The 22,635-nt window shown below is 59.5% G+C and carries 18 protein-coding genes; 4 read left to right on the top strand and 14 right to left on the bottom strand.

What is annotated here, in order from left to right:
• Positions 1 to 390 precede the first annotated feature (390 nt).
• The 10 genes from FFV09_RS15100 to selD form a co-directional block, all read right to left on the bottom strand.
• Positions 391 to 1,005: a hypothetical protein gene (locus FFV09_RS15100; protein WP_141448598.1), complete on the bottom strand. Its 615-nt coding sequence runs from the start codon at positions 1,003 to 1,005 to the stop codon at positions 391 to 393.
• A 627-nt stretch (positions 1,006 to 1,632) separates the two neighbouring features.
• Complete coding sequence (gene aroD, locus FFV09_RS15095; RefSeq protein ID WP_141448597.1) at positions 1,633 to 2,391, bottom strand: type I 3-dehydroquinate dehydratase; 759 nt, start codon at positions 2,389 to 2,391, stop codon at positions 1,633 to 1,635.
• Between the two features lie 225 nt (positions 2,392 to 2,616).
• Positions 2,617 to 3,510: a L,D-transpeptidase family protein gene (locus tag FFV09_RS15090; protein WP_425472178.1), complete on the bottom strand. Its 894-nt coding sequence runs from the start codon at positions 3,508 to 3,510 to the stop codon at positions 2,617 to 2,619.
• A gap of 218 nt (positions 3,511 to 3,728) precedes the next feature.
• On the bottom strand, positions 3,729 to 4,280 hold the full coding sequence (locus tag FFV09_RS15085; protein ID WP_141448595.1) for a hypothetical protein: 552 nt from the start codon (positions 4,278 to 4,280) through the stop codon (positions 3,729 to 3,731).
• 194 nt (positions 4,281 to 4,474) lie between these two features.
• A complete protein-coding gene (locus tag FFV09_RS15080; RefSeq protein ID WP_202111890.1) occupies positions 4,475 to 5,299 on the bottom strand; it encodes an undecaprenyl-diphosphate phosphatase in 825 nt (274 codons plus the stop codon).
• Between the two features lie 161 nt (positions 5,300 to 5,460).
• A complete protein-coding gene (locus tag FFV09_RS15075; protein WP_141448593.1) occupies positions 5,461 to 6,222 on the bottom strand; it encodes a hypothetical protein in 762 nt (253 codons plus the stop codon).
• Between the two features lie 24 nt (positions 6,223 to 6,246).
• Positions 6,247 to 6,924: a deoxynucleoside kinase gene (locus FFV09_RS15070; protein ID WP_141448592.1), complete on the bottom strand. Its 678-nt coding sequence runs from the start codon at positions 6,922 to 6,924 to the stop codon at positions 6,247 to 6,249.
• Positions 6,925 to 7,005: 81 nt separating this feature from the next.
• Positions 7,006 to 7,644 (bottom strand): deoxynucleoside kinase, encoded by a 639-nt coding sequence (locus FFV09_RS15065; RefSeq protein ID WP_141448591.1) that lies wholly within the window; start codon positions 7,642 to 7,644, stop codon positions 7,006 to 7,008.
• Between the two features lie 189 nt (positions 7,645 to 7,833).
• Positions 7,834 to 8,874 carry a tRNA 2-selenouridine(34) synthase MnmH gene (gene mnmH, locus FFV09_RS15060; RefSeq protein WP_141448590.1) on the bottom strand — a complete coding sequence of 347 codons (1,041 nt, stop codon included), beginning with the start codon at positions 8,872 to 8,874 and terminating at the stop codon, positions 7,834 to 7,836.
• A gap of 58 nt (positions 8,875 to 8,932) precedes the next feature.
• Positions 8,933 to 9,982 carry a selenide, water dikinase SelD gene (gene selD, locus FFV09_RS15055; protein WP_141448589.1) on the bottom strand — a complete coding sequence of 350 codons (1,050 nt, stop codon included), beginning with the start codon at positions 9,980 to 9,982 and terminating at the stop codon, positions 8,933 to 8,935.
• Between selD and FFV09_RS15050 the strand changes: the two genes are divergently transcribed.
• On the top strand, positions 9,960 to 10,325 hold the full coding sequence (locus FFV09_RS15050; protein ID WP_141448588.1) for a hypothetical protein: 366 nt from the start codon (positions 9,960 to 9,962) through the stop codon (positions 10,323 to 10,325). The two genes, selD and FFV09_RS15050, sit on opposite strands and share 23 nt — an antisense overlap.
• Positions 10,326 to 10,376: 51 nt before the next feature.
• On the opposite strand, the gene FFV09_RS15045 is transcribed toward FFV09_RS15050, so the two are convergent.
• The 3 genes from FFV09_RS15045 to FFV09_RS15035 all read right to left on the bottom strand — a co-directional run bounded on the left by FFV09_RS15045 (position 10,377) and on the right by FFV09_RS15035 (position 12,411).
• Positions 10,377 to 11,054: a Na-translocating system protein MpsC family protein gene (locus tag FFV09_RS15045; protein ID WP_141448587.1), complete on the bottom strand. Its 678-nt coding sequence runs from the start codon at positions 11,052 to 11,054 to the stop codon at positions 10,377 to 10,379.
• Between the two features lie 164 nt (positions 11,055 to 11,218).
• The gene (locus FFV09_RS15040; protein ID WP_170315043.1) at positions 11,219 to 11,617 is read right to left on the bottom strand and encodes a response regulator; all 399 of its coding nucleotides are present in this window, start codon (positions 11,615 to 11,617) and stop codon (positions 11,219 to 11,221) included.
• 116 nt (positions 11,618 to 11,733) lie between these two features.
• Positions 11,734 to 12,411: a Na-translocating system protein MpsC family protein gene (locus FFV09_RS15035; RefSeq protein ID WP_141450484.1), complete on the bottom strand. Its 678-nt coding sequence runs from the start codon at positions 12,409 to 12,411 to the stop codon at positions 11,734 to 11,736.
• Positions 12,412 to 12,641: 230 nt separating this feature from the next.
• Between FFV09_RS15035 and FFV09_RS15030 the strand changes: the two genes are divergently transcribed.
• From FFV09_RS15030 to FFV09_RS15020, 3 genes are all read left to right on the top strand, one after another.
• Complete coding sequence (locus tag FFV09_RS15030) at positions 12,642 to 13,724, top strand: permease (protein ID WP_141448585.1); 1,083 nt, start codon at positions 12,642 to 12,644, stop codon at positions 13,722 to 13,724.
• 190 nt (positions 13,725 to 13,914) lie between these two features.
• Complete coding sequence (locus FFV09_RS15025) at positions 13,915 to 17,193, top strand: hybrid sensor histidine kinase/response regulator (RefSeq protein WP_246098573.1); 3,279 nt, start codon at positions 13,915 to 13,917, stop codon at positions 17,191 to 17,193.
• Between the two features lie 58 nt (positions 17,194 to 17,251).
• The gene (locus tag FFV09_RS15020) at positions 17,252 to 18,439 is read left to right on the top strand and encodes a response regulator (RefSeq protein ID WP_141448583.1); all 1,188 of its coding nucleotides are present in this window, start codon (positions 17,252 to 17,254) and stop codon (positions 18,437 to 18,439) included.
• Positions 18,440 to 18,539: 100 nt separating this feature from the next.
• Here the strand turns inward: FFV09_RS15020 and FFV09_RS15015 are convergent, their stop codons facing one another.
• Positions 18,540 to 22,493 (bottom strand): collagen binding domain-containing protein, encoded by a 3,954-nt coding sequence (locus FFV09_RS15015; RefSeq protein ID WP_141448582.1) that lies wholly within the window; start codon positions 22,491 to 22,493, stop codon positions 18,540 to 18,542.
• Between the last annotated feature and the right edge of the window lie 142 nt (positions 22,494 to 22,635).

Below are 22,635 nucleotides of genomic sequence, written 5' to 3'. Positions count from 1 at the left end.
CAAATAGCGTGATAAGGATTCGTTAGCAGGTTGCAGCGGGAAGGATTCGTTAGCAGGTTGCAGCGGGAAAGATTCGCTAACAAGACCCCGTAGAAGGGTTCGTAGGTACACCCGGAGGCAGGGATTGCTTAGCCGCTCCAGTGGAAAGATTCATTAGCAGGACCCTATGGCAAGATTCGTTGGCACGTCGGAGCAAGGGGTAAATTAGCGGCTTCCGTAGGAAGATTTGTTAGCAGACCTCGTAATAGGATTCGTTGGCACGTCCGGAGGCAGGGATGGATTAGAGGCTCCGCACAATACCGATACCAAGGTACCGGAACGCTAAAATCCCGAACCGTAAACGGTTCGGGAGCACGAGCGCCGGGCGGTTCCGGCTGCATTTTGCAAAGATTATTCGGCTTTGACAGCCGTTTCGCCGGTGACTTTCGCGCCGTCTTCCATTTTGAAGGCGTCAAGTTGGGCCTGTGTGGAGAAATACAGATTGCCGTCCACGGTCGCGTCCACGACCTGGAAGCCGTCGGCGGTCACGTAGACGTCGCCTTTGAACGTGCCGCCTTGGATGCGCGCGTTTTCGCTGTTTACGGTCAGCTTCGGAGCGGTCAGCGTGTAGCGGGCCGTGACGTTGCGATCGGCATCCTGCGCGTACAGGGCGATTTTGCGGGCCGGTTCGCCTTTATTTTCGAATTGTCCGTCCAGAACGAGATCCTGATCGATGTTCAGGTCGTTCAGCGCGGCGATGATCCATGTGCCTTTGGCGCTGATCGCGTTCAGGAATCCGTCGTTGTCGTTTACGATCGAAGCGGTTGTCTGCGCATCGGTAGCCGCAGGCGTTTCCGTAGCGGCCGGCGTCTCGGTTGCAGCCGGTGTTTCGGTCTTGGCTGGTGTCTCGGTCGCCGTGGCCGGATTCTGCGTGCCTTCCGTCGTGGCCGTTGTCGCTTCATTGTTGCCGCAGCCTGCCAGCAGCGCGATTCCCAGTACCAGACCCAAGCTTACTACTTTTTTCATGTTAAATTCTCCCCTTGTGAATGATTTCTCTTTACTTTGTTCAATATATCACAAGGATACTCAAGATAAAGTAACATTTTTCACAAAGTTTTATCTATTTTTTAAACAACCTAAATTCACCAAATCAAGGCGATTATCCGGCACGGATATCGGTACGTCGGGTGCTCGCACGGGAACACCCACTCGAAGACAAAGTGCAGTATAAAGACAAAAAATGATCGGTACGTCGGGTGCTCGCGCAGGGACATCCGGCATTGGCATCCTTGTCTTCGTCAGCGTAGGGGATGCGGCGAATACGATTATAAGACTTCGAGCCCACATACGAAAAAAATCTGCCGGCACCCGCATGTCGTCGTGTTTCGGCGACAAGCCACCCCTTACTGCACCATGCGGAAAAAGAAACGCTCAACCCCCGCGCCTCCTATTCCCACGCCAACCTCCCCGATCCCCACGCCAAGCCGTTCTCTTCTCCTCCACGCGCCGCCACCCGCCGCCACGCACAAAACCCAAAAAGCGTATAAACGCCGGACACCGGCGTCTATACGCTCCCTTCTTCTCGTTCGCCGCACGAAAGCGGCGGCAAGTCCCGCTCCGCCGCCGTCAGCCAGCCGCTACCGGCCGGCCGCGCTACTCCCCGTGCAGCGCGCCGAGCAGGCCGCGCAGCTCCGCTGCGGCGAGCTGCCCCGGGGCGGACGCGTTTTTCGCCGCGCCGAAGGTCAGCGCGGAACCGAAGGTGCCGCCGGCGACGCGGCTGACCGCTCCGAGCAGGCCCATCGACATGGTGATGATCGGCCCCTCCTTGTCGGAGCTGACGGCGTACGTCGCTTGGAGCAGCGCCAGCACGTCGCCGGGATCGCGCGGCATGACCGCGATCTTGGGCACGTCGCCGCCAAGCTCCCGCATGCGGCGCAGCCGGGCCGCGAGTTCCTCCGCGGGGGGCGTCTTGTCGAAATCGTGATTCGACACGATCGAGACGGCGCCGAAGCGGCGCGCTTCGGCGGTGAGGCGGCGCACCGCCTCGTCTCCCGCGAACAGCTCGACGTCGATCGCGTCGGCGTCGCCCGAAGCGGCGGCGGCCGCGTTCAGGCCGATGTAGTCGTCGGCCGCAAGTTCGCGCTGTCCGCCTTCGCGCGCGCTGCGGAACGTGAAGATCAGCGGGACGGGGCCCAGCAGCAGGCGCAGCTCGGCCAGCATCTCCAGCACCTTTTCGGGCGAATCGACGCCTTCGAAAAAGTCGACCCGCCATTCCGCGAGATCCAGATCGATCGTGCGCAGCAGCGCCGCTTCCCCGCGCAGTTCTTCGCGCGTGCGGCCGGTCATCGACACGCAAATTTTCGGAGCGCCTTCGCCCAGGCGCACCTTCCTGATTTCCACTATCGCCTTCATTGCGCTTCGGCTCCCTTCGTTCGGTCTTTCCTTCTGCGATGACGCAGGCTTTCTTTTACGGTAACGCATATCCGCGTTAATTACCAGCGGGAGTTGCGACGCCCCGCCTCCCTTTCCGGCAGCACACAAAAAAAGCCGCCCGTTCCCCGAAGGAACAGGCGGCGGCTTCGCAGTCCGGCCATCGGCCGAACCAACGAACGCTTGAAGCGGATCGTAACGTCCCGCTTACTTGGGCGCGATCAACGATACGACGTTTTCGGTGCCGTACCATTTGACCGTGTAGCCCGACAGTTTGGAGACGTCGCGCAGCGGGATGTACAGTTTGTTGCCGACGAAACGGGAAGCCGTCATGTTGACCGCTTTGCCGTTCACTTTCGCCGTTTTGGCTTTGGCTTTGTGGACGATCGACTTGCCGCCGACTTTGGCCGTAACGGTCATCGTCTTGGCGTTCCAGTTAACCGTACCGCCCAGCATTTCGAAGCCTTCGCGCAGCGGCATGTACAGACGGGAATCGATCGTCATGATATCGTCGTCCATCGTGTTGAGCTTGCCGTTGACGAATACGCTGCCGGTGAACGTTCCGTTGCCGTTCAGCGAGTAGCCGTTGTTGGCGGCGATCTGCTCGAAGCTCAGGCTCGACGAAGTGATGACCGCGTACGTGCCTTTGTTGACCTGATCGAACAACCAGTGGATGTCGTCGGTGTGCATGCGAATGCAGCCGGCGCTCACGTATTTGCCGATCGAGTTCTCGTTGTTGTTGCCGTGGATCGCGTAAGTCGTGCCGTACGTGCTGCCGACTTCAAGCCCGATCCAGCGGTCGCCCAGCGGGTTCTTCGGATCGCCGCCCGGAATATTGTCTTTGTAGTAAGGACGGTTCTTGATCTTGTTGACGATCTTGAATTTGCCTTCCGGCGTCAGATCCTGCGTTTTGCCGGTCGCGACCGGGAACGTGGAATTCAGCTTGCCATTATCGAAAAAGGCCAATTGGTTCGTCTTTTTGTTGATGATGATCAGCTGTTCTCCGCTTCCTGCCGCCTGCGCAGACCCCGCAAAGGAAAAGCTTCCGATGAACAAAGCCACGAGCATGAGCGCGGCCGTCCATTTTTTCAAATTTTTCATGTTGGTTCCCCCTTCTTGATGCATCGTGCCTCCCGGCACTCTGTAGATGCTTCTTTTCATTAGACGTCAGCTATGCGGCATAAGTTGCACTTTTGGCCTCTTTTTGCTCCCAACGCCTGTCCGCCGAAAAGCGCTGCTGCTCTATTTTACCCTAAACTAAGCCGCCTGCTATAGATTTGCACAAAAGCGTCAAAACTGTATCTTTTTATACGTTTTTTTCATCGAAACCAACTCCTGAACCAGACTCCGAGCGGCTTCAGCACTTCGCGTCGGAGCCAGTCCAGCGGAGGATGCAGCAGCGTGCGCCACAGCCAACGCAGCGGACGAACGACGAGCGTCTGCCAGACGGCGGAGAGGACGGTCCCGATCCACAGCGCCGCGATACGGCAGGCGTTCAGCACAGGCCGCAAAATATGGACGTAGAAGCCCCGCAGCCCGTAGATCCACAGGAAGCGCAGCGGCATGTACACGACGTAATGCAGCAGCGGATAGAGCATATACAACCATATGAAGCGAAAAAGAGGGCGCAGCAGTGTCTTCCACAACCAGCGGGCGGGAAGCTCGAACACGTAACGCCACAGCGGTTCCAGCAGCGTGCGCCACACCCATGCGGCAAGCGGCAGGGCGACGCGCAGCATCAGCCACGAAAACGCCGGGTCCAGCACCCGGTTCCACAGCCAGCCGAACCCCATTTGCAGCACATAGATTGGAAAATAAAATACGAAGACAAAGCCTTTGAGCAGATTTTTCATCAGTTGTCCGGCGGTCATAAGCAGTCTCTCCTCTTGGGCAGTCGTTACTTTCCAGTATACGCGCTTTGTGCCCCGCCGTTGCAAGCTTCGCCCGCTTCCCTTGAAGACGGCACGCCGCACGCCGGCAGATCCCGGTTCGGCCACGTGAAAAAGCCCGAACGGCCTGTGACGGCCGTTCGGACTTGGCATGGCGGCGAAGCGATAAATCCCGATCAGAACCAGACCAGGTAGATGACAGCCGCGAGCACGATCCGGTAGATCGCGAACGGGATCAGCTTGATCCGGTTGATCAGCTTCAGGAAGAAGCGGATCGAGATGATGGCGAATACGAAAGCGCTGAGGAAGCCGACCACGAAGTAAGGCAGGGCGTCCAGCGTAAAGTATTCCCAGTTTTTGGCGAGCGACAGCAGACTGGCGCCGGCCATGATCGGAACGGCCATAATAAACGTGAAATCGGCTGCGGCCCGGTGGCTCATGCCGATCAGGACGCCGCCCGAGATGGTCGCGCCGGAACGCGAGAAGCCCGGCCAGAGCGAGACGCACTGGAACAGTCCCATGTAGAGCGCTTTTCCGTATGTAATCTCATCGACGCTTTCGATCGTTTTGCGCTTCGAATTGCGCATGACGAGGTCGGCCACGATCATCAGGATCGCCCCGATAACGAGCGCGCCGAGCACGGTCTCCAGCGAGAACAGATGCTCGTCGATGTAATCGTCGAACAGCAGGCCCAGTACGCCGGCCGGCAGCAGGCCGATAAAGACGTGCAGCAGGTTCAGCTTCGGCGTTCCCGCCGGAGCGCCCGAATGACGGCCTTTCAAGCCGAGCAGTTCGTAGAACTTTTTGCGGAACAGGATGACGACGGCCAGAATCGATCCCAACTGGATTACGATCTTGAACGTATTCGCCACATACTTCGAACCGAAGAACTCTTCCGACTTCAACCACAGGTCGTCGACGATGATCATATGGCCGGTAGAAGACACCGGCGCAAACTCGGTCATCCCTTCGACGAAGCCCAGAATCAGCGATTTAAACAATGAAAATAAATCCCAATCCACTCTCTCCCGCCTTTCCACTTATCCGTTATTCGATCCAAAGCATTTTCCATCTTATCATGGCGACGGCCGGGCAATCCAGCAAGGCCCGCGGCGATTAGTCCCGGGCGCTTCGCGGCACGCGGCGAAGAAGCTCCGGACGGTCAGAGCCCGTACCGGAGCAGCGCTTCGGCCGCGCGCACGCGCAGCTCGGGATCGTCGCCGCGCAGCGCTTCGCGCAGGGCGGCGACCGCTTCGCGCAGCGTCCCTTCGTCGACCAGTCGCGAAGGAGAAGCAGCGCCGGACGGCATCCCTTCGTCGACCAGTCGCGAAGGAGAAGCCGCGCCAGACGGCGTGCCTTCGTCGACCAGTCGCGAAGGGGCAGCCGCCTCGGCCGCCGCTGCACCAAGCCCGGGCAGCTGCCCGCCCGGCGCCTGCGCGGCGAAAGCTTCGAGCCCGGCCTGCTCCGCGGGCAGCGGATACCGCTCCGCGGCGCGGGCGGACTCGCCGCCTCCGGCCGGCAGCTCCCGCGCAAATTCGCGCAGCGCCGGGTTCAGCGCGGCGGCCGGCAGCACGCCGAGCCAGGTCACGCCCCGGCGGTGGCAGGTGTCCGCCTCCGGACGGTCGTAATCTTCGCGATAATAATAATCGCCCAGATCGCCCAGCCAGACGCGGCCGCTGTCCGCGACGAGCACGTAATCGCCGTCGTCCATGACGCGAACGAACGTATGCAGGTCTTCAAGCTTGCGTTCAAGCTCGTTCCCTTCATATCCATACACCCGATTGAGCCGCTTAGAAACCTCGGCCCGGTCGGCGTCTTCGAGATCCCCCAGGCCGGGATACCCGATACTGACGAAGCAGTCCCGCAAAAAGTCGTCCATGCGGCTTCGACCCCGCACAGCCGCGGACAGCCGGAACAGATTCATGCGCAGCCACCTCCGCTTCGGTTATTAGACGTTCGAGCCGGTCTTTTCCCTGCGCGATTCCTCGATTTTCCGGCCGACTTTTACGAGAATCTCGTCCAGCGAAGCCGGATCGTTCACGTCGTATTCATCGATGTTCAGGCGCAGCACCGGGCAGGCGTCGAATCCGTCGATCCACTGGGCGTAACGTCCGTGCATTTTTTCCCAATAGGTCACTTCGGTCTGGATCTCCATCTCGCGGCCGCGTTCGTTAATGCGTCCCAGAATGGACGGCAGGCTGCCTTCCAGATACACCAGCACGTCGGGATGCGGGAAAAACGGCGTCAGCACCATCGCGTCGAACAGGCTGGAGTACGTCTCGTAGTCGACAGCGGACATCGTGCCCTGGTCGGCGTGCATTTTGGCGAAAATGCCGGTGTCTTCGTAGATCGAACGATCCTGCACAAAGCCGCCGCCCGCTTCGAAGATCGCTTTCTGCTCTTTGAAGCGCTCGGCGAGGAAGTAGATTTGCAGATGGAAACTCCAGCGTTCGAAATCGTGGTAGAACTTTTCGAGATACGGGTTATGGTCGACTTTCTCAAGCGACGTCTTGAAGCCGAGACGCTGGGCAAGAGCGGCGGTCAGCGTCGATTTGCCGACGCCTACCGTGCCGGCTACCGTAATGAGGGCATCGGCGGGAATGGAAGACAGATGGGTTGGGTTCATGGTTGGGTCAAACTCCTTCTATTTAAATGGATAGGGAATGCGGTGTACGCGGCAGGTGGACATCCGCGCACGTCGAAGCGTTTAGCGAAGCGGATGTCCGGCGATCCGGGCTTTGACCCGGTCGGCGATCTCGGCGAACTGTTCGGGATTCGCCACGAAATCGGCCGCGTCTCCGTCGACCGTAATAATCGTCGTCTCCGGCTCGGTTACGGCCAGCGAAGCCATCGCGGCTTCGTAGTCTTCGATCAGCTGCTGGAGATAGGCGCGGTCCATGTCCTGCTCGAACGAACGGCCGCGCTTGTCGATCCGGGCCAGCAGCGTCTCCAGACTCGCTTTGATATAGACGATGGTGCTCGGCTTGGCCAGATCGTCCGTCAGCACGTGGTAGATCTGCCGGTATTTCTCCCGCTCGCGCCCTTTGAGGGTACGTTCGGAAAAAATCAGGTTTTTGTAAATATGGTAATCCGAGATAACGGGCGTGCCCTGGCGAATCAGCTGCGATTCCGTGTCGCCGAGCTGCTTGTACCGATTGCACAGGAAAAACATTTCGAGCTGGAAACTCCACTCGTCGATGTTTTGATAAAACTTGCCCAAAAACGGATTTTCCTCGACGATTTCTTTGAGCACGGGCATATTCAATTCCGCGGCCAGCATCGTCGCGAGCGTCGTCTTGCCGGCGCCGATCGGTCCTTCGACCGCGATATAGGGAACTTGGTTCACTGCGAATCCTCCTGCCTGCCTGTGCCGATTGTCCGGCGCAGGTCCAAAATAAACGGGCACGTCCGCAAACGCACCGTATGCCATTGTATCATAGCGGCCGATAAAACCGGACAGAAATCGCATGAAATTCCGTGAAAATCGTGCGACAAAAACAGCGCAGCAAAAAAAGACCCCGAAGGGTCTTTGCGCCTACGCTCCGTATTCCGCCGCCAGAATCTCTTTGATGCGCAGGGCGGCTTCTTCGGCCGTATCGGCTTCGATCAACGTGGTGTTCTCCGCTTTGAGCCGATCGGAGGAATAATCGTATTTGGGATCGTAATACGATTCCAGCAGCATCCGCACCGCGCCGGCATATTCGCCGAGCGTCATCAGCCGATGGATCTCGGCCGCGATCGGCTGATGGATATGCTCTTTGATACGGAGAAAAGACGCCATGCACGCTTCCGCGTTCTCTTCCGGGCGGTAATCCTCCAGAATGTGGCGGACCCGTTCTTCGATCGGCAGCGAGATTCGAAGCTGCAATCCCCGCTCTTTGGCGTCCATCAGAAAAGCGGGCACCTCGACGCGGCCGATCCGCTTGCTCTCGGCTTCGATCAGCAGGTAAGGCCCGCTGCCGACCTGCAGCAGCCTCTCCAGCAGCAGCGAATCGAAGCTTTTCTGGTTGCGGACTTCCACGCCGATACCGCCGAACACCGAACCGCGGTGGCCGGCCATGCCTTCCAGATCCACGACCGGATAGCCTTCTTGCAGCAGCCGGTGCAGGATGGCCGTCTTGCCGTTGCCGGTATTGCCGCCGAGCACGATCGCCCGGGCCTTCAGGTCGAAATGTTCCAACTGCTCGACGACCCACCTGCGGTAAGCCCGAAAGCCTCCGCTCAGCCGGTACGCGCGGATGCCCATCAGGTCCAGCACCGTCGCCGTGGTCCGGCTGCGCATTCCGCCGCGCCAGCAGAACACCGCTTTTTGCCCTTCGATTTCTTTGAACTGCCGAATGAATTCGGGCAGTTTGGCCGAAGCGATCTGCAAGCCGCGTTCTTTGGCTTCTTCGACGCCGACCTGCGTGTACAGCGTGCCGACTTCCGCCCGCTGCGCGTCGTCGAACAGCGGAATGTTCAGGCTGCCGGGAATAGACGCGCTGCGGTATTCCGACGGCGACCGGACGTCGATCGTCGCGATCTCTCCGCTGGCCCGTTTGGCCAGCAGTTCTTCTATCGTAATGTCCTGAAACAAATGTGTTCTCTCCTTAACATATCGGCTCAAAAGATTTTATCGGTTTCGCCCAGGCGGATCAGAGGACCGTGATGCGGCCGGCATTTTCTTCGGTCACTTCGCCGATCGCCGCAGCTTCGACTCCGGCCGCTTGCAGACGCTCAAGCAGCTCGTCCGCCTGCTGGGCGTCGATCGCGATCAGCAGACCGCCCGAAGTGACGGCGTCGCACAGAATGAAGCGGCCCGTCTGGTCCATCTCTTCCGGGAAATCCACGTCCGCTTCGATATGGTCGTAGTTGTTGCGCGTGCCGCCCGGCACCGAGCCGCCTTCGGCCAGTTCGCGTACCCGCGGCAGCAGAGGCACGTCGGCGGAGCGGACGATGATGCCCATCCCGCTGCCTTTGGCCATCTCGGTCGCGTGGCCCAGCAGGCCGAATCCCGTCACGTCCGTGCAGGCATGCACATCGTACGGCTCCATCGTCTCGGCGGCCGTCTTGTTCAGCGTCGCCATGACGTGCGTGACGCGCTTGATCTCTTCCGCGCTCAACAGATCTTTTTTGATCGAAGTGCTCAGAATGCCTACGCCGATCGGCTTGGTCAGAATCAGCTTGTCGCCCGGCTTCGCGCCGGCGTTCGTGCGCACCCGGTCCGGATGCACCGTGCCCGTGACGGCGAGGCCGAACTTCGGCTCTTTGTCGTCGATCGAGTGACCGCCGACCAGCGTCACACCGGCTTCGGCCATTTTGTCGCCCGCGCCGCGCAGAATATCGGTCAGGACCGATTTGTCCAGCGTATGGATCGGGAACGCGACGATATTGAGCGCCGTCAGAGGCCGGCCGCCCATCGCGTAAATATCGCTGATCGCGTTGGCCGCGGCCACCTGGCCGAAATCGTACGGATCGTCGACGATCGGCGTGAAGAAGTCGAGCGTCTGGACGAGCGCCAGGTCGTCGGACAGCCGGTAGACGCCGGCATCGTCGCTCGTGTCGAGCCCGACGAGCAGATTGGGATTGGCGGCCTGCGGAGGCAGGTTGCGCAGCACCTGCGCCAGGTCGGCGGGGCCGATTTTGCAGCCGCAGCCGCCTTTGGAGGAGAGCGAAGTCAGTTTGATCTTTTCGGGTGTGGACATGAACTCATCTTCCTTTCCGGATAGGCGTTTACTTGGATCGTCTGTTCATTCTACCACTTTTGCGGAGTCGACCGCGATCCCTGTTCAGCGGGAAGGCTGGCTGTTCGCGGCGTGCGCATTCGATGCCTTCTTCGACCGTTACGCATTCGAGCAGCTTGAGCTGCGGGAGCTTTTTCCTGAACAGATGACGCACGACAAGCATATTGCAAGAATCGTCCTCGATATACAACACTTCTTTTTTGCCAATATCCACCGTAATCCCTCCAAAAAAGCCGAAGAAGAGGCATGCGGATGCACGCCCTTCTTCGGCTCGAATGGTCAGCTCATCCCCACGGATGTCTGAATCGCTACCGTCTTATTCAACTGTTTATCGGACTGTCGGAACAGGCGCAGCCTATCCGTCGAACCGGCAGACGATGACGCTGTCGTCCCGATCGAAGTTCCAATCGATGTACAGATCCGTCATCGGTTTGCGTACCGTTTTTCCGATATGCGCTTCTTTCCACATTAACTCTTTTTCGAGCGAGCGTTTGGCCGTTTTAAGAACGTCCGTATAGCCGAGCGCGTTCAGCTCTTTTTCGAGAAGTATGGCGATACCCTTTCGAAAAACGAGCAGCGTCTTGGCATCCACCCACCACGAATCGATGTAATAAGGTTCGGCCTGCGTCTTCGTCAAAATATCGACAATCTGTGTATGAACCGATTCCCGACCTTCGTAATTTTGGTTCGCATCGGCTTCCGAATCGAGCAGCACCGTGATCATTCCCGAAGAATTGCCCGGATTCCAATCGTAATACAGGCTCATGAACCGCAGATGCAGATCTTCCCGCACGAACGTCTCCAATGCCGGCACAAGAGCTTTCATCATCAATTCCCGCGTATAACGGAACGTCTTCTCATCCTTCTTCGCGAGCAGCGCGTCTTCGATCGGAGTCATGAAATTTTTCAGATGAAGCACGATGCTCCGGTCATCCAGGGAAACGTTCAGGACTTCGGGCCCCTTGCCAAAATGGTTCCTGAGCAGCTTCCCTACATGACCCGCAATCCGGTCTACCGTTTCTTGTTTGTTCAAGTCCAAGTTCCCCGTTTTCACTTCCAGAAGGTATACTCCGCGTCCAGAGACTGGTTGTAGACGGCATAGCCAAGACCAAGATGCGGGTATTCCCTGCCAGTATACGCCGATCTTGTGCGAAAATCGACATTAAGGCAAAGAACCACTCCAACATTATGCCACACTTACTTTTCCCGGCTTTCGAGCTTGAGACTCTCCCGGATCAACCGAACGAGAGTGCCCATGCCGAGCGGCTTCTTCAAATACTGCTGAAAGCCCGCTTCGATCCCCCGCTGCACGTCGTCGTCAAGCGCGCTTGCGCTGACGGCCCATACCGGAATCAAGGATGTTTGGGGATCGGCATTCAGACGGGTTACGCCTTCGTAACCGTCCATGCCGGGCAGCTGAATATCCATCAGGATCAGGATCGGTCGGTGAATCCGGGCAAGTCTCATGCCTTCTTCCACGCTGCCGGCTTCCAGAAGCGTGAATTCGGGCAGTTTTTTGCGAAAGATATGCCGGATGAGCAGCATGCTGGAACGGTCGTCCTCGATGTAAAGCACATAGGCGGAATCTCTCTGCAATTCGACCATCCTTTCCCAATAAAATAGGCCGAAGAAGAGGTGGCATCACCTCTTCTTCGGCCCGATTGAACAGCGCGTCCCGAAGGCGTCTGAATCGTTACCGATCTCTATTCGTCCTATTCCTTGAATATGTAAATGACAATGCTGCGATCGCGGTCGAAATCCCAATCCGCGTACAGGTCCGTTAACGTTTTGTTCAAAATAGCGCCGGCATTGGCGTCCTGTTCCAGCATGCGCTTTTCCAGGCGGCGTTTGGCGGCCTTCAGAACTTCGGTGTAACCCAGTTCCACCATTTCTTTTTCCAGCAGTACGGTTATACCCTGTCTAAAGACGGCGAGCATCTTGGGAGTGACCCACCAGGAGTCGATGTGTTCGGGAACTTTCTGAATGGCGGCCGTCACGTTGATCACTTTCTCGTGCACGTCTTCCTTGCCCGGGTAAGCTTCCGTTTGGTCCAGGGAAGAACCGAAGACGCCGACGATCGCGCCCGAAGCGTTGTGTACGCCCCAATCATAGTAGAACTCGGTCACGCTCAAACCCGTATTTTCTTCCAAAAAAGCTTTGAGTTCCGGCAGCAGCGATTCCATCAGAAGTTCGCGCGTATACCGAAAAGCTTTTTCTTCTTCCTGCGTCAGCAGGAACTTCTCCACCGGTCCCATAAAATTGCGCAAATGGAACACGATGCATTGGTCGCACAAAAAAACGTTTACTGATTCGGGGCCCTTGCCAAACCGTGTTCTCAGCAACTTACCGACGTAACTCGTCACCAGGCTGATTGTTTCTTTTTCATTCATACTAACACCGGCCCAGTTATCAGGATATGCCCAGAATTCGGACACATCGGCTCTACGACCTAATCAGGCAGCCGAATATGAGCATTCCCAATTAGTATACTGTAACTTGTTTCAATATGCGATAGCAAAATGTGGAAAAATTAAAAAACGAAATTTTATTTCGGATTTTGGACAATCGGATATGTTATTATTTACGTTCACCTACACTTTCCGACAACAGGAGGCTCCACATGTCCGTATCCGCTTCACCCCATTCGGGTCTTCGTTCCAAACGCGGCAAAACGATAGCGCTTGCCGTCATCTTCATTCTTATCGCGATCGTCGGTCTGTCGTACGTCAAATGGTGGCCGTATTACCATAAAGCGATCAAAGCTGCGGCCGATCATTCGATCGGCGCTTCCATTCTGGGCGAAAGCGGCCCGCAAAGCGCTTCCTGGGCGACCGCCTGGGGATACGCCGTCGTCTATTTCAAAGCGGTCTGGAAAGCGGCGCTGCTCGGCATACTGCTCGGCTCGCTCGTGCAGGTGCTGCTTCCGGCCAAGTGGCTGCTGAGAACGCTCGGCAAAACGTCGTTCGGCAGCACGCTTGCCGGCGGGGCGGCCGGTCTGCCGGGCATGATGTGCTCGTGCTGCGCCGCGCCGATCGCTGTCGGCCTGCGCAAAAAGCAAGTGTCCGTCGGCGCCGCGCTCGCTTTTTGGTTGGGCAATCCGACGCTGAATCCGGCCACGCTCATCTTCATGGGCTTCGTGCTGTCGTGGAAGTTTGTGGCGCTGCGAATCGTATTCGGCGTCGTGCTCGTGTTCGGCGTCAGCTATTGGGCGAACCGCTTCGCCGCGGACGCCAAGCTTCCCGAAGGACTAAGCCCGGAGCCGGAAGGCACGCTGACGACCGCTTCGGCCGCGCCGGAACAGCCGCTGCTTCTGCGCTGGATCAAAAGCGTCGGCAGCATGACGCTGACGCTCGTACCGGCCTACTTCGCCGCCGTCCTGCTGCTGGGCGCGGCGCAGACGTGGCTGTTCCCGAGTTCGGGACTCGCAAGCGGCAACCACCTGCTTGCCATTGCCGGCTTCGCGATTGCCGGTATGCTGTTCGTGATTCCGACGGCGGCCGAAATTCCGATCGCGCAGTCGTTTATGGCGCTTGGCCTTGGCGCAGGACCGGCCGCGGCGCTGCTGTTCACGCTGCCGGCCGTCAGCCTGCCTTCCCTGCTGATGCTCTCGCGCTCTTTTCCCAAAAAAGTGCTGCTGTTCGTAGCCGCCGCCGTCGTCGTACTCGGCATTTTGTGCGGACTCGCAGGCCTGTGGCTGCTGTAACCGTTCCGCGCCGTACCGCCTGATTTACGTGCCCTGTCATCCATACCGAAGCCCAAAAACGGATTTGCGGTCCGTTCTTGGGCTTTTTGGCGTGAAATTTGAAATAAATGTCGATTCCGCGCCGTTTCGGGCAAAGAAAGTGTGGATTCGAATCGCCGACAGAATTAAAGTAGAAGGTATGAGAACCTTGATGCGTCACCCTTTCAAAAAAACGTTTCGACTTTCGCCGCAAGTTTCGATTTTTCTGCTGTTGATTCTTCTGCTGATCATTCTGTCGGGACTGCGGCTGGTGCTGACGAATCCGTACTCGCTCGCCCATCCGCCCCGTGCGCAGCAGGGCGTGCTCGATCTGCGCGGCACGCCGCTCGACAACTGGCATACGCTGCCGCTCGACGGCGAATGGGAATTTTACCCGGGGCGGCTGATCTTGTCCGAACCTTCGGGCGCAGTCCCTCCGGCTTATATCCAGGTGCCGGGCAGCTGGCAGGACGCGCTGGAGACGAAGCGGGATTCGGCCGACGGCTACGGCAGCTACCGGCTGCACGTGCTGATCGATCCGGCGCAGGAACATGCCTACAAATTGATGGTCAAAGACATCCAGACCGCGTACCGGCTGTACGCCAACGGACGGCTCGAATCGCAGCTCGGCCATCCGGCGTCGAACGCGGCCGACCATACGGCCGAAGTGAACACCGATACGTTCGGGCTGCCCGACGCGGCCGAGATCGAGCTGGTCGTCGAAGTGTCGAACTTCGAGAACGCCCGCAGAGGCGGCATCGCCCGCTCGATCAAGTTCGGTCCGACCAACGCGATCAATTCCGAACGCACGTACAACGTCGGCATGCAGCTGATTACGCTCGCGCTTCTGCTGCTGCACGCCCTGTATATCGGCATGATTTACCTGTTCAGCCGCAAAGACAAAATTTTCCTGCTGTTCACCCTGCTGCTGATCGCGGCCGTGTTCAGCATCTCGCTGGACGAAGACAAAGTGCTGCTCGCGATCTGGCCGTTCGATTACGCGATCGCCAAGAAGATCTCGCTGTTCGCGTACGCGGCGATGATGACGCTCATGCTCGCCCTGGCCGTCTCGTTCTGCCTCGAACCGATCCGCCGGCGCAAATACCGGTTCTACTTCGCGGCGGCGGCGCTGTACGGCGCCTTTATCGCGATCGCTCCGATCGAAGCGGTGCTCTACTCGACCAAGATCGGCGTGTTTACCGTCGCGACGCTGTTTCCGTCCCTCTGGGTGCCGGTTCTGTTGATCCGCTACATTCTTCAAAAAGACCGGAACGCCGTTTTCCTGCTCGTGGCCGCGGCCGGCATGACGTCCACCCTGATCTGGGGCGGATTCAAAAACGCGGGTTGGGTCGAACCGGGCTTCTACCCGTTCGATATTCTGCTCGCCTTTCTCGGCACGGTCGCTTACGCCGTCGGCCGCTATTTCCGCAATAACGCGGATCTCGCGGACCTGGCGCGGCGGCTCCAGCAGGCGGACCGGACCAAAGACGATTTCCTTGCCAATACGTCGCACGAGCTGCGCACGCCGCTGCACGGCATGATCCATATGGCCGACGGCGTGCTTGCCGCGGAAGGCGAAGTGCTGAGTGAACGGTCCCGGCGGGATTTGCAGCTGGTCAGCCAGGTCGGACGCCGCATGGGCCTGCTGCTCGGCGACCTGCTCGACGTCTCGCAGATTCGCGAGAATCGGCTGGCGATCCACCCGGAAGCGGTCAAAGTCCAATCGACGGCCGCCGGCGTGCTCGACATGCTGCGCTACATGACGGCGGGCAAAGCGCTGGAGCTGGAACTCGACATCCCCGACGATTTCCCTGCGGTCTACGCGGACGAGAAACGGCTGACACAGATCTTGTTCAACCTGATCCATAACGCGATCAAGTTTACCGATTCCGGCAAAGTGGTCGTTCGCGCGCGGCTGCTCGATGCTCGCGCCAAGCCGTCTGCGCCGGCCGGCTCGGCCGGAACGCCGCGGGCGGTCCTCTCGGTGTCCGATACCGGCACCGGCATCGGCGCGGCCGATCTGGCGCGGATCTTCGCGCCGTACGAGCAGGGCGACCCGCTGCATAACGCCGCGGGTATCGGCCTCGGCCTCGGGATCAGCCGCAGCCTGGCCGAACTGCACGGCGGAGAGCTGCAAGCGGAATCCGAGCCGGGCGTCGGCTCGGTTTTCTCGTTCTCGCTTCCGCTGGCCGAAGTGTCGGCCTGGGAAATCGGCCGTCCGGCTTCGCCTGCCGAAGACGGCGACCGGCGAAGCGCGGCCGAAGAGCCCGGCGCGGCCGGCCGGCTCTCCGAAGCCGCCGCGCAAGCCGCGGCGCAGCGCGGCCAGGCGCCGCTTCCGCCTTATGCGGCGGAAGAACGCCTGGCCGACGGCTCCGGCGAGAACGGAGCCAGGCCGCCGGGCAGCTTCGGCGGAGGCGATCCCCGGCCGCGGATTCTGGCCGTGGACGACGACCCGGTCAATCTGCGCGTTCTGCGCAGCCTCCTGCCGGAAGCGCGCTACCGGGTCACGTCCGCGCTCAGCGGCGCGGAAGCGCTGGAGCTGCTCGACGAGCAGAGCTGGGACCTCGTCGTCGCGGACGTCATGATGCCCAAGATGTCGGGCTACGAACTCTCCGCCCGGATACGCGAGCGCCATTCGCGCGCGGAACTGCCGATTCTGCTGCTGACGGCGCGCAGCCGTCCGGAAGACATCTATGCCGGCTTCGCGGCCGGCGCGAGCGACTACCTGGCCAAGCCGGCCGACGCGCTGGAGCTGAATTACCGCGTCAAGGCGCTGACCGATCTCAAGCGCGCGGTCAGCGAGCGCCTCGGTCTGGAAGCCGCCTACCTGCAGGCGCAGATTCAGCCGCACTTCCTGTTCAATGCGCTGAATTCGATTACGGCGCTGAGCGGGATCGATATCGACAAAATGAACGAAACGATCGAGGCTTTCGGTTCTTACCTGAAGATCAGCTTCGATTACTGGAGCGCCCGTCCGCTCGTGCCGCTGGAGCGCGAGCTGGAACTTGTGCGTTCCTATCTGTATATCGAGACGATGCGCTTCGAAGACCGGCTGCGCGTCGAAGTGAACATTCCCGAAGAGATCGACCCGGAGCTGATGCTTCCGCCGCTCTGCATCCAGCCGCTGGTGGAAAATGCGGTCCGGCACGGCGTGCTCAGCCGCTCCAAAGGCGGCTGCGTCTCGCTGGACGCGCAGCTTGTCGACGGAGACGTCGTCTTCACGGTAACCGACGACGGCGTCGGCATGGACGCCGACACGCTGGGCGGACTGCTCGTTCCCGTCAGCAGCGGCAGGCAGGGCATTGGCACGCTCAATACCGATCGCCGCCTCAAGCGCCTGTACGGCTCGGGCCTGTCGATTCGCAGCCGTCCCGGCGAAGGCACGACCGTGTCGTTCCGCGTTCCGTTAAACGGCGGCCGCCCTTCGCCGGGCGGACTCGCTTCGGATTGAGTCCGCCCGCTTTCGTTGTGGACATCCAGAAGAATATCGCTAAAGAGGTGAATCGAACATGATGAAGGCTCTGCTGATCGACGATGAGAAGCTGGCCGTGATGCATATGGAAAAGCTGCTGCGCGAACTGCCGGAATTCGACAGTATCGAGTCGTATACCGACCCGGCCGCAGCCGTGGAAGCGGCCCGTCTGAGCCAGCCCGACGTCATCTTTCTCGATATCGTCATGCCGGAGATCAACGGCATGCAGGCCGCCGAGATGATGCAGCAGGCAAGTCCCGGGTCCGACATCGTATTCGTGACCGGATACGACCGGTACGCGATCGAAGCGTTCGAGCTGAACGCGCTCGATTACGTGCTGAAGCCCGTGCAGCGGACGCGCCTGGCGAAGACGCTCACGCGCCTGAGCGGCCGGCGCCAGGAAGCCGAGGCTCCCGAAGTGCCGGCCGAAGAGACGATGGTCGGCTGCTTCAAAACGCTTCGTCCCTATGCCGTCCCGGGCAGCTCCGAAGTTCCGGCGTTCCGCTGGCGCACGACGCGCGCGCAGGAGCTGTTCGCGTACCTGCTTCATCACCGCGAACGTTTCGTCGCCAAAGAACGCCTGATCCAGCAGTTCTGGCCCGAGTCCCCGTTCAAGCGGGCTTCGACTTATCTGTATACGGCGATCTACCAGATCCGCCAATGCCTCAAGCAGAGCGGCATCCACGCGGAGATCGTCAATACGAGCGGCGGCGAAGGCTACACGCTGCACTTGGGCGGCGTCGTGCTGGACGTCGACCGGTTCGAGACCGGCATCCGTTCGCTCGGAGCGGTCACGGCCGCCACCTGCGCCCGGCATCTGCGCCTTTCGGAACTGTATATCGGCGACTATCTCGCCGATTACGATTACGAATGGGCGGAAGGCGAACGTCAACGGCTGCGCGCCCTGCAGCTGCATCACGCTTCCGGCCTCGCCTTGTTTTTGCTGGACAGCGGCCAGACGGCCGAAGCGGCCGCGCAGTACAAAAAGCTGACGCTGCTGCATCCGTATTCCGAATATGCGCATCTGGGCCTGCTGCAAGCTTACGCCATGCTGGGCGACCGGCTCGCGGTCGACGAATGCTACCGAACGGCGGAGACGCTGTTCGAACAGGAGCTTGACGTCGAGCTGCCCCTGATCTTGTCGCAGTGGTACACGAGCTGGAACGCCGGAGAGTTCGCCGGCGGCGGGAACGTCCCGATCGCCCTGCGCTCGGGCCCGAATTGAGACTGACCGGCGCATAGCGTGCCGGAACAGAGAAAAGCCGCTTCCGAAGTGTGAGTACACTTCGCGAAGCGGCTTTTTTTGTACGTTTAACGGATCAGGATCAATCCCGGTTCTCCAGTCCTTTTTTGCGCACGAGCAGGAATCCGAGCAGACCGAGCAGGATCAGGCCGAAGCCCAAAGCGCGGGTCGGAACCGTATCGAATTCGCCGGTCTGCGGCAGGACGCCGCCTTGAACTTCGACCGTTCCGCCCGGCGTCGGGCCGTCCGGCGACTCGATCGGAGCCGGTACGGGCTGAGGCTGCCCCGGTACCGGGTTCGCGTTCGGATTCGGGTCCGGATCGACGTCGAGTCCGCCCTGCGGCGTCTCGTCGACAATATCGATGCTGTCGTCCGGCTGAGGCACGGTCGGCGTCGGAGCGGCCGGTTCCGCGGGAACGGTCGGGGTCGGCGTCGGCGTCGGCGTCGGTTCCGGCGTCGCCGGATCGGGATCGACGTCCAGTCCACCCGCAGGCGGTCCGTCTTCCGGCACGACGATAAGCGGTGTCGGAAGCGGGAATTCCGGGAAGTACAGCCCCGGCGGTCTAGGCGTCGGTTCTTCCGTCGCCGGAATGACCGGCGGCGGGGTTACGGGCGCAGGCGTCTCCGGCGTCGGGATGACCGGCGGAGGTGTCTGCGGTACCGGAGGTTCCGGTGTCGGCGTGACCGGCGGGTTCACCGGAGGGCCCGGCGGCGTCACCGGGGGATCGACCGGAGGCGTCACAGGCGGATCGACCGGCGGGGTGACGGGCGGCGTCACCGGCGGGTCTACCGGAGGTGTCACAGGCGGTGTCACCGGTTCCGTCGGTTTTTGACTGTTCTTGACCGTAACGACGTTCGTGCCCGAAGCCTCGATCGTCACAGCCTGCCCGGCAGCGCCGAGGTTCAGTTCATAGCCTTCGGGAGCCTGCGTCTCCTGCAGGATATAGCTGCCGGAGAGCAGCTTCTCGAAGACCGCTTTGCCGTCGGCTCCGGTCGTTTGCGTGCCGATTCGAACGACGGTTCCGTTCGCCAGTTTGCGGTCAAGCGTGAAAGTCGCGCCTGCAAGCATTTTCGCGGCATCCTGCGCATCGACTTTGACGACGGTCAGTTGACCGCGAACTCCGCTGCCGGAGCCCGAACCGGACGATACGCCCACGGTCACTTCTTCGCTTGTCTGTTTGCTTACCGTCTCCACGTTTTTTCCCTGGAAAGCGACGGTATTGCCTACTTTTTCGCCGTTATTGGCGTTGATCAGCGACTGGTACTGCAAGATGTAAGCCGAAGAGATGTCCGAGTTGAAAGTCAGGGTAAAGAACTCTTTGCCCTGCGCGTCGCGTTCGATTTTGAGTAGGTACGCTTCGCCTTCCTTCAGTGGGTCTCCCGATTTCGTCAGCGTGCCGTTCGCGGCCGCTTCGGCTTTGTACAGCTTGAACGTGCTCGGCACAAGCGATTGATTCGCGCTTGGCGTATCGGTGATGGAGGCTTCGCTTACGTAAGATTGTCCGGCATTAATCACGATCTGCCAATCGATCATCTCGCCGCTTTGCGCGCCTTTTTTCGATACGTATTCGCCGCCGTTCGGAATCGATACCGATCCGGTCAGCGAAGCGGATACGGTCGGGCCGTTTTTCACGATTGCCGTGTTCTTGGCCGTGTTGTCGATCAATTTGCCTTCGAGGCTCGTGCGGAAAGTCAGGACGTAAGCGGAATCGATTTCTTCGTTAAAAGAAACGACGAGCTTGCGGCTGGCGGAATCATACTCCGCTTTGTAATCGGCCTGCGGCACCGCGCTGCCGATCGTCGGCGTTCCGTTCGAAGCGATCGTCATCTCGTGCAGGGCGACCGAACCGTCGACCAGCTTCTGATTGGCTTCCAGCGCGTCTTCGATCGAAGCGGTCGCAAGCTTGTCCCGGTTGTAGTTCAAGCCTACGTTCCACGTGATTTCTTTGGTCTTGGCATTGTACGTTCCGTTTTTGTACCCGTTGTTTTTGGTATAGCCGTTCGGGTCCAGCGTATCGGTGACGGTCAACGTGCGGTCCGTCGTCGTGATCGTGTCGATCCAGGCGATCACGGCTCTGTTCGGCATCGTCTTGCCGGTGCCTGTCAGGTCGTCCGTATCGAACGACGTTTGGTACGTGACCGTATATTTGTCGGACACCGTTCCGTTGAACTCCAGCGTGAAGCCGTTTTTGTAACTGCCCGGCGTGCCGTACGGTGCCAGCGTATAGTCCGCCGGAGCGACCGTGCCACCGGCCGAGTTCTTGACGCTCAGCGTACCCGGCACGAGCGTCAATCCGCCGTTCGTGAACGTATCGGTAAGTGTGAGCTTGTCCATCGGCGCTTTGTTCTCATTCAGCGTAATCGTCCACGTCGCGCGCTGCGTCGTGTAGTTCGTGCCGCTCAGCTTCTTCTCGCCGAACGCCTGCAGCACATTGCGGGTCGCTTCCTTCGTGATGCCGCCCGTCGTGACGCGGTTGACGACTTTGCCGTCCGTGTACACTTCGCCGGACGTCTCCGTTTGATACTCGATCAGGTAAGCGGAATCGATCGCCTGATCGAACGTCAACGTAAAGCCGGTTTTGCCGCCGGCCGCCGGTGTCGGCGTCACTTCATAGTCCAACGCGTCGACCAGGGCCCCTTTGACCGGAGTGCCTGTCGCAAGCGACACTTCGTACACTTTCACGTCGCCTTTGAGCCTGTGCGAGTCGTCGAAAGAGTCGGTCAGAACGGCGCTTGCGATGTTCTGTTCGCCGTAATTGTACTTGATCGCCCAATCGATCGTCTGGGTTTGTTTGTTATAGCCGGTCGTTTGCTTGTCCAGCAGCTGCCCGGACTTCACCGTGACCGTCGCGGACGCGTCGGCCCCGTCGATTCCGTCTCCGCCGAAGGTCGCTTTGTTTTCGAATCGGGCTTCGTCGTTGACGAATGCCGCATCCGCGGTCAGATCCGTCGCAAACTTGATTTGGTACGCGCTGCTGATCGGATTTTTAAAAGAAAGCGTAAAAGCTTCTCCGTTCGCCGTCTGGCCGATCGTATAATCGTTGGCGTCCAGAGCCGTTCCCTGAGCCGAAGCCGTGCCGTCCAGATTGAACGTCATCGGGTAGACCGCTACCGAACCGGCCTGCAGTGCCAACCCTTTCGGAAGCGGATCGGTCACGACCGCATTTTGCACGGTCTGTCCGGTACGGTTCACTTCGAGTGTCCAGTTGATACTTTTGGCATTCAGATTGCCATTTGGAGCGCCCGTTTTGCTCATCGCCGGCTTGATGTCCGCTTTGAACACCAGATCGACGACCTGTTCGCTGCCATTAATCGGGAATTTGATCTGCTGCTGGGTGGAACCCGTAATCTTCTGTTTGTCGAACTGGGTCTCCAGGCTGATCTTGCCCTGAACCGCGTCGTACTGCGCGATAAATTCGTTGAAGGTCATGACGACCTGACGCGTCTGGCGATTGACGGCGAACGTACCGACGCTCTCTCCGTCTTCCATGATCAGGTCGCCCGAGATGTCATTGAAAATGACGAACTTGTTCTCCGGAAGCAGGTCGAACGTGAACGTATCGCCCTGCACGTAATCGTGTCCGTCGGCGAGCGCCCAGTTGAAGTCGAGCTTCACTTTGGAGCCCTGCTCGTACACGGCATCCGTTACCGTGCTGCCTGCCGCATCGAACACGGTCAGGTTGACGGACGTAATCAGGTTCTCCGTCATCGCTTTCGGAGCCCGCGGCTCCTGCGCCAAAGCGGAAAGTTCCGTTTCGTCCGCCGTTTCCTTATCTTGCGGTTCCTCCGTTTGCGGTTCTTCCGCTTGCGGTTTCTCCGTTTGCGATTCTTCCGTTTGCGGTTCGTTCGTTTGTGATTCGTCGTCGACGATAACGTCTGCGCTTGGCTGCGCCGACGCTCCGTCGGTCGCCTCCGAGGCATACGTCGCCTCCGTCACGGTCTGCTGCGCGCTTGCGTTCGTCGCGAATCCGAATCCTTGCAGGATTTGCACGACGAGCAGCAGGCCGATGACCAGCAGGCTCATTCTCTTTCTCATCTGTTGTTGTCCTCCCTTTGCTGATATCAAAATGCTCGCTTGGCACTTGCCTGAGAAGAAGCATAAGGGAGGCACATATACAAAAAATGAACATGAGGCGGCGGACCCAAAAAAAGACCGACCAAAGCCCGCCTGACGCGGA

It is taken from the genome of Saccharibacillus brassicae (assembly GCF_006542275.1).
In the GTDB taxonomy this organism is placed as follows: domain Bacteria; phylum Bacillota; class Bacilli; order Paenibacillales; family Paenibacillaceae; genus Saccharibacillus; species Saccharibacillus brassicae.
Note: the sequence above shows the minus strand (reverse complement) of the source record. Positions and strands in the feature narration are given on the sequence as shown.

Bases quoted from the DNA above. Each gene is read 5' to 3' on its own strand.
- selD (WP_141448589.1), bottom strand. From the start codon at position 9,982: ATGTCCACACCCGAAAAGATCAAACTGACTTCGCTCTCCTCCAAAGGC.
- FFV09_RS15025 (WP_246098573.1), top strand. From the start codon at position 13,915: ATGCGTCACCCTTTCAAAAAAACGTTTCGACTTTCGCCGCAAGTTTCG.
- FFV09_RS15035 (WP_141450484.1), bottom strand. From the start codon at position 12,411: ATGAATGAAAAAGAAACAATCAGCCTGGTGACGAGTTACGTCGGTAAG.
- FFV09_RS15085 (WP_141448595.1), bottom strand. From the start codon at position 4,280: ATGACCGCCGGACAACTGATGAAAAATCTGCTCAAAGGCTTTGTCTTC.
- FFV09_RS15020 (WP_141448583.1), top strand. From the start codon at position 17,252: ATGATGAAGGCTCTGCTGATCGACGATGAGAAGCTGGCCGTGATGCAT.
- FFV09_RS15100 (WP_141448598.1), bottom strand. From the start codon at position 1,005: ATGAAAAAAGTAGTAAGCTTGGGTCTGGTACTGGGAATCGCGCTGCTG.
- aroD (WP_141448597.1), bottom strand. From the start codon at position 2,391: ATGAAGGCGATAGTGGAAATCAGGAAGGTGCGCCTGGGCGAAGGCGCT.
- FFV09_RS15070 (WP_141448592.1), bottom strand. From the start codon at position 6,924: ATGAACCCAACCCATCTGTCTTCCATTCCCGCCGATGCCCTCATTACG.
- FFV09_RS15030 (WP_141448585.1), top strand. From the start codon at position 12,642: ATGTCCGTATCCGCTTCACCCCATTCGGGTCTTCGTTCCAAACGCGGC.
- FFV09_RS15015 (WP_141448582.1), bottom strand. From the start codon at position 22,493: ATGAGAAAGAGAATGAGCCTGCTGGTCATCGGCCTGCTGCTCGTCGTG.
- FFV09_RS15075 (WP_141448593.1), bottom strand. From the start codon at position 6,222: ATGAATCTGTTCCGGCTGTCCGCGGCTGTGCGGGGTCGAAGCCGCATG.
- FFV09_RS15090 (WP_425472178.1), bottom strand. From the start codon at position 3,510: ATGAAAAATTTGAAAAAATGGACGGCCGCGCTCATGCTCGTGGCTTTG.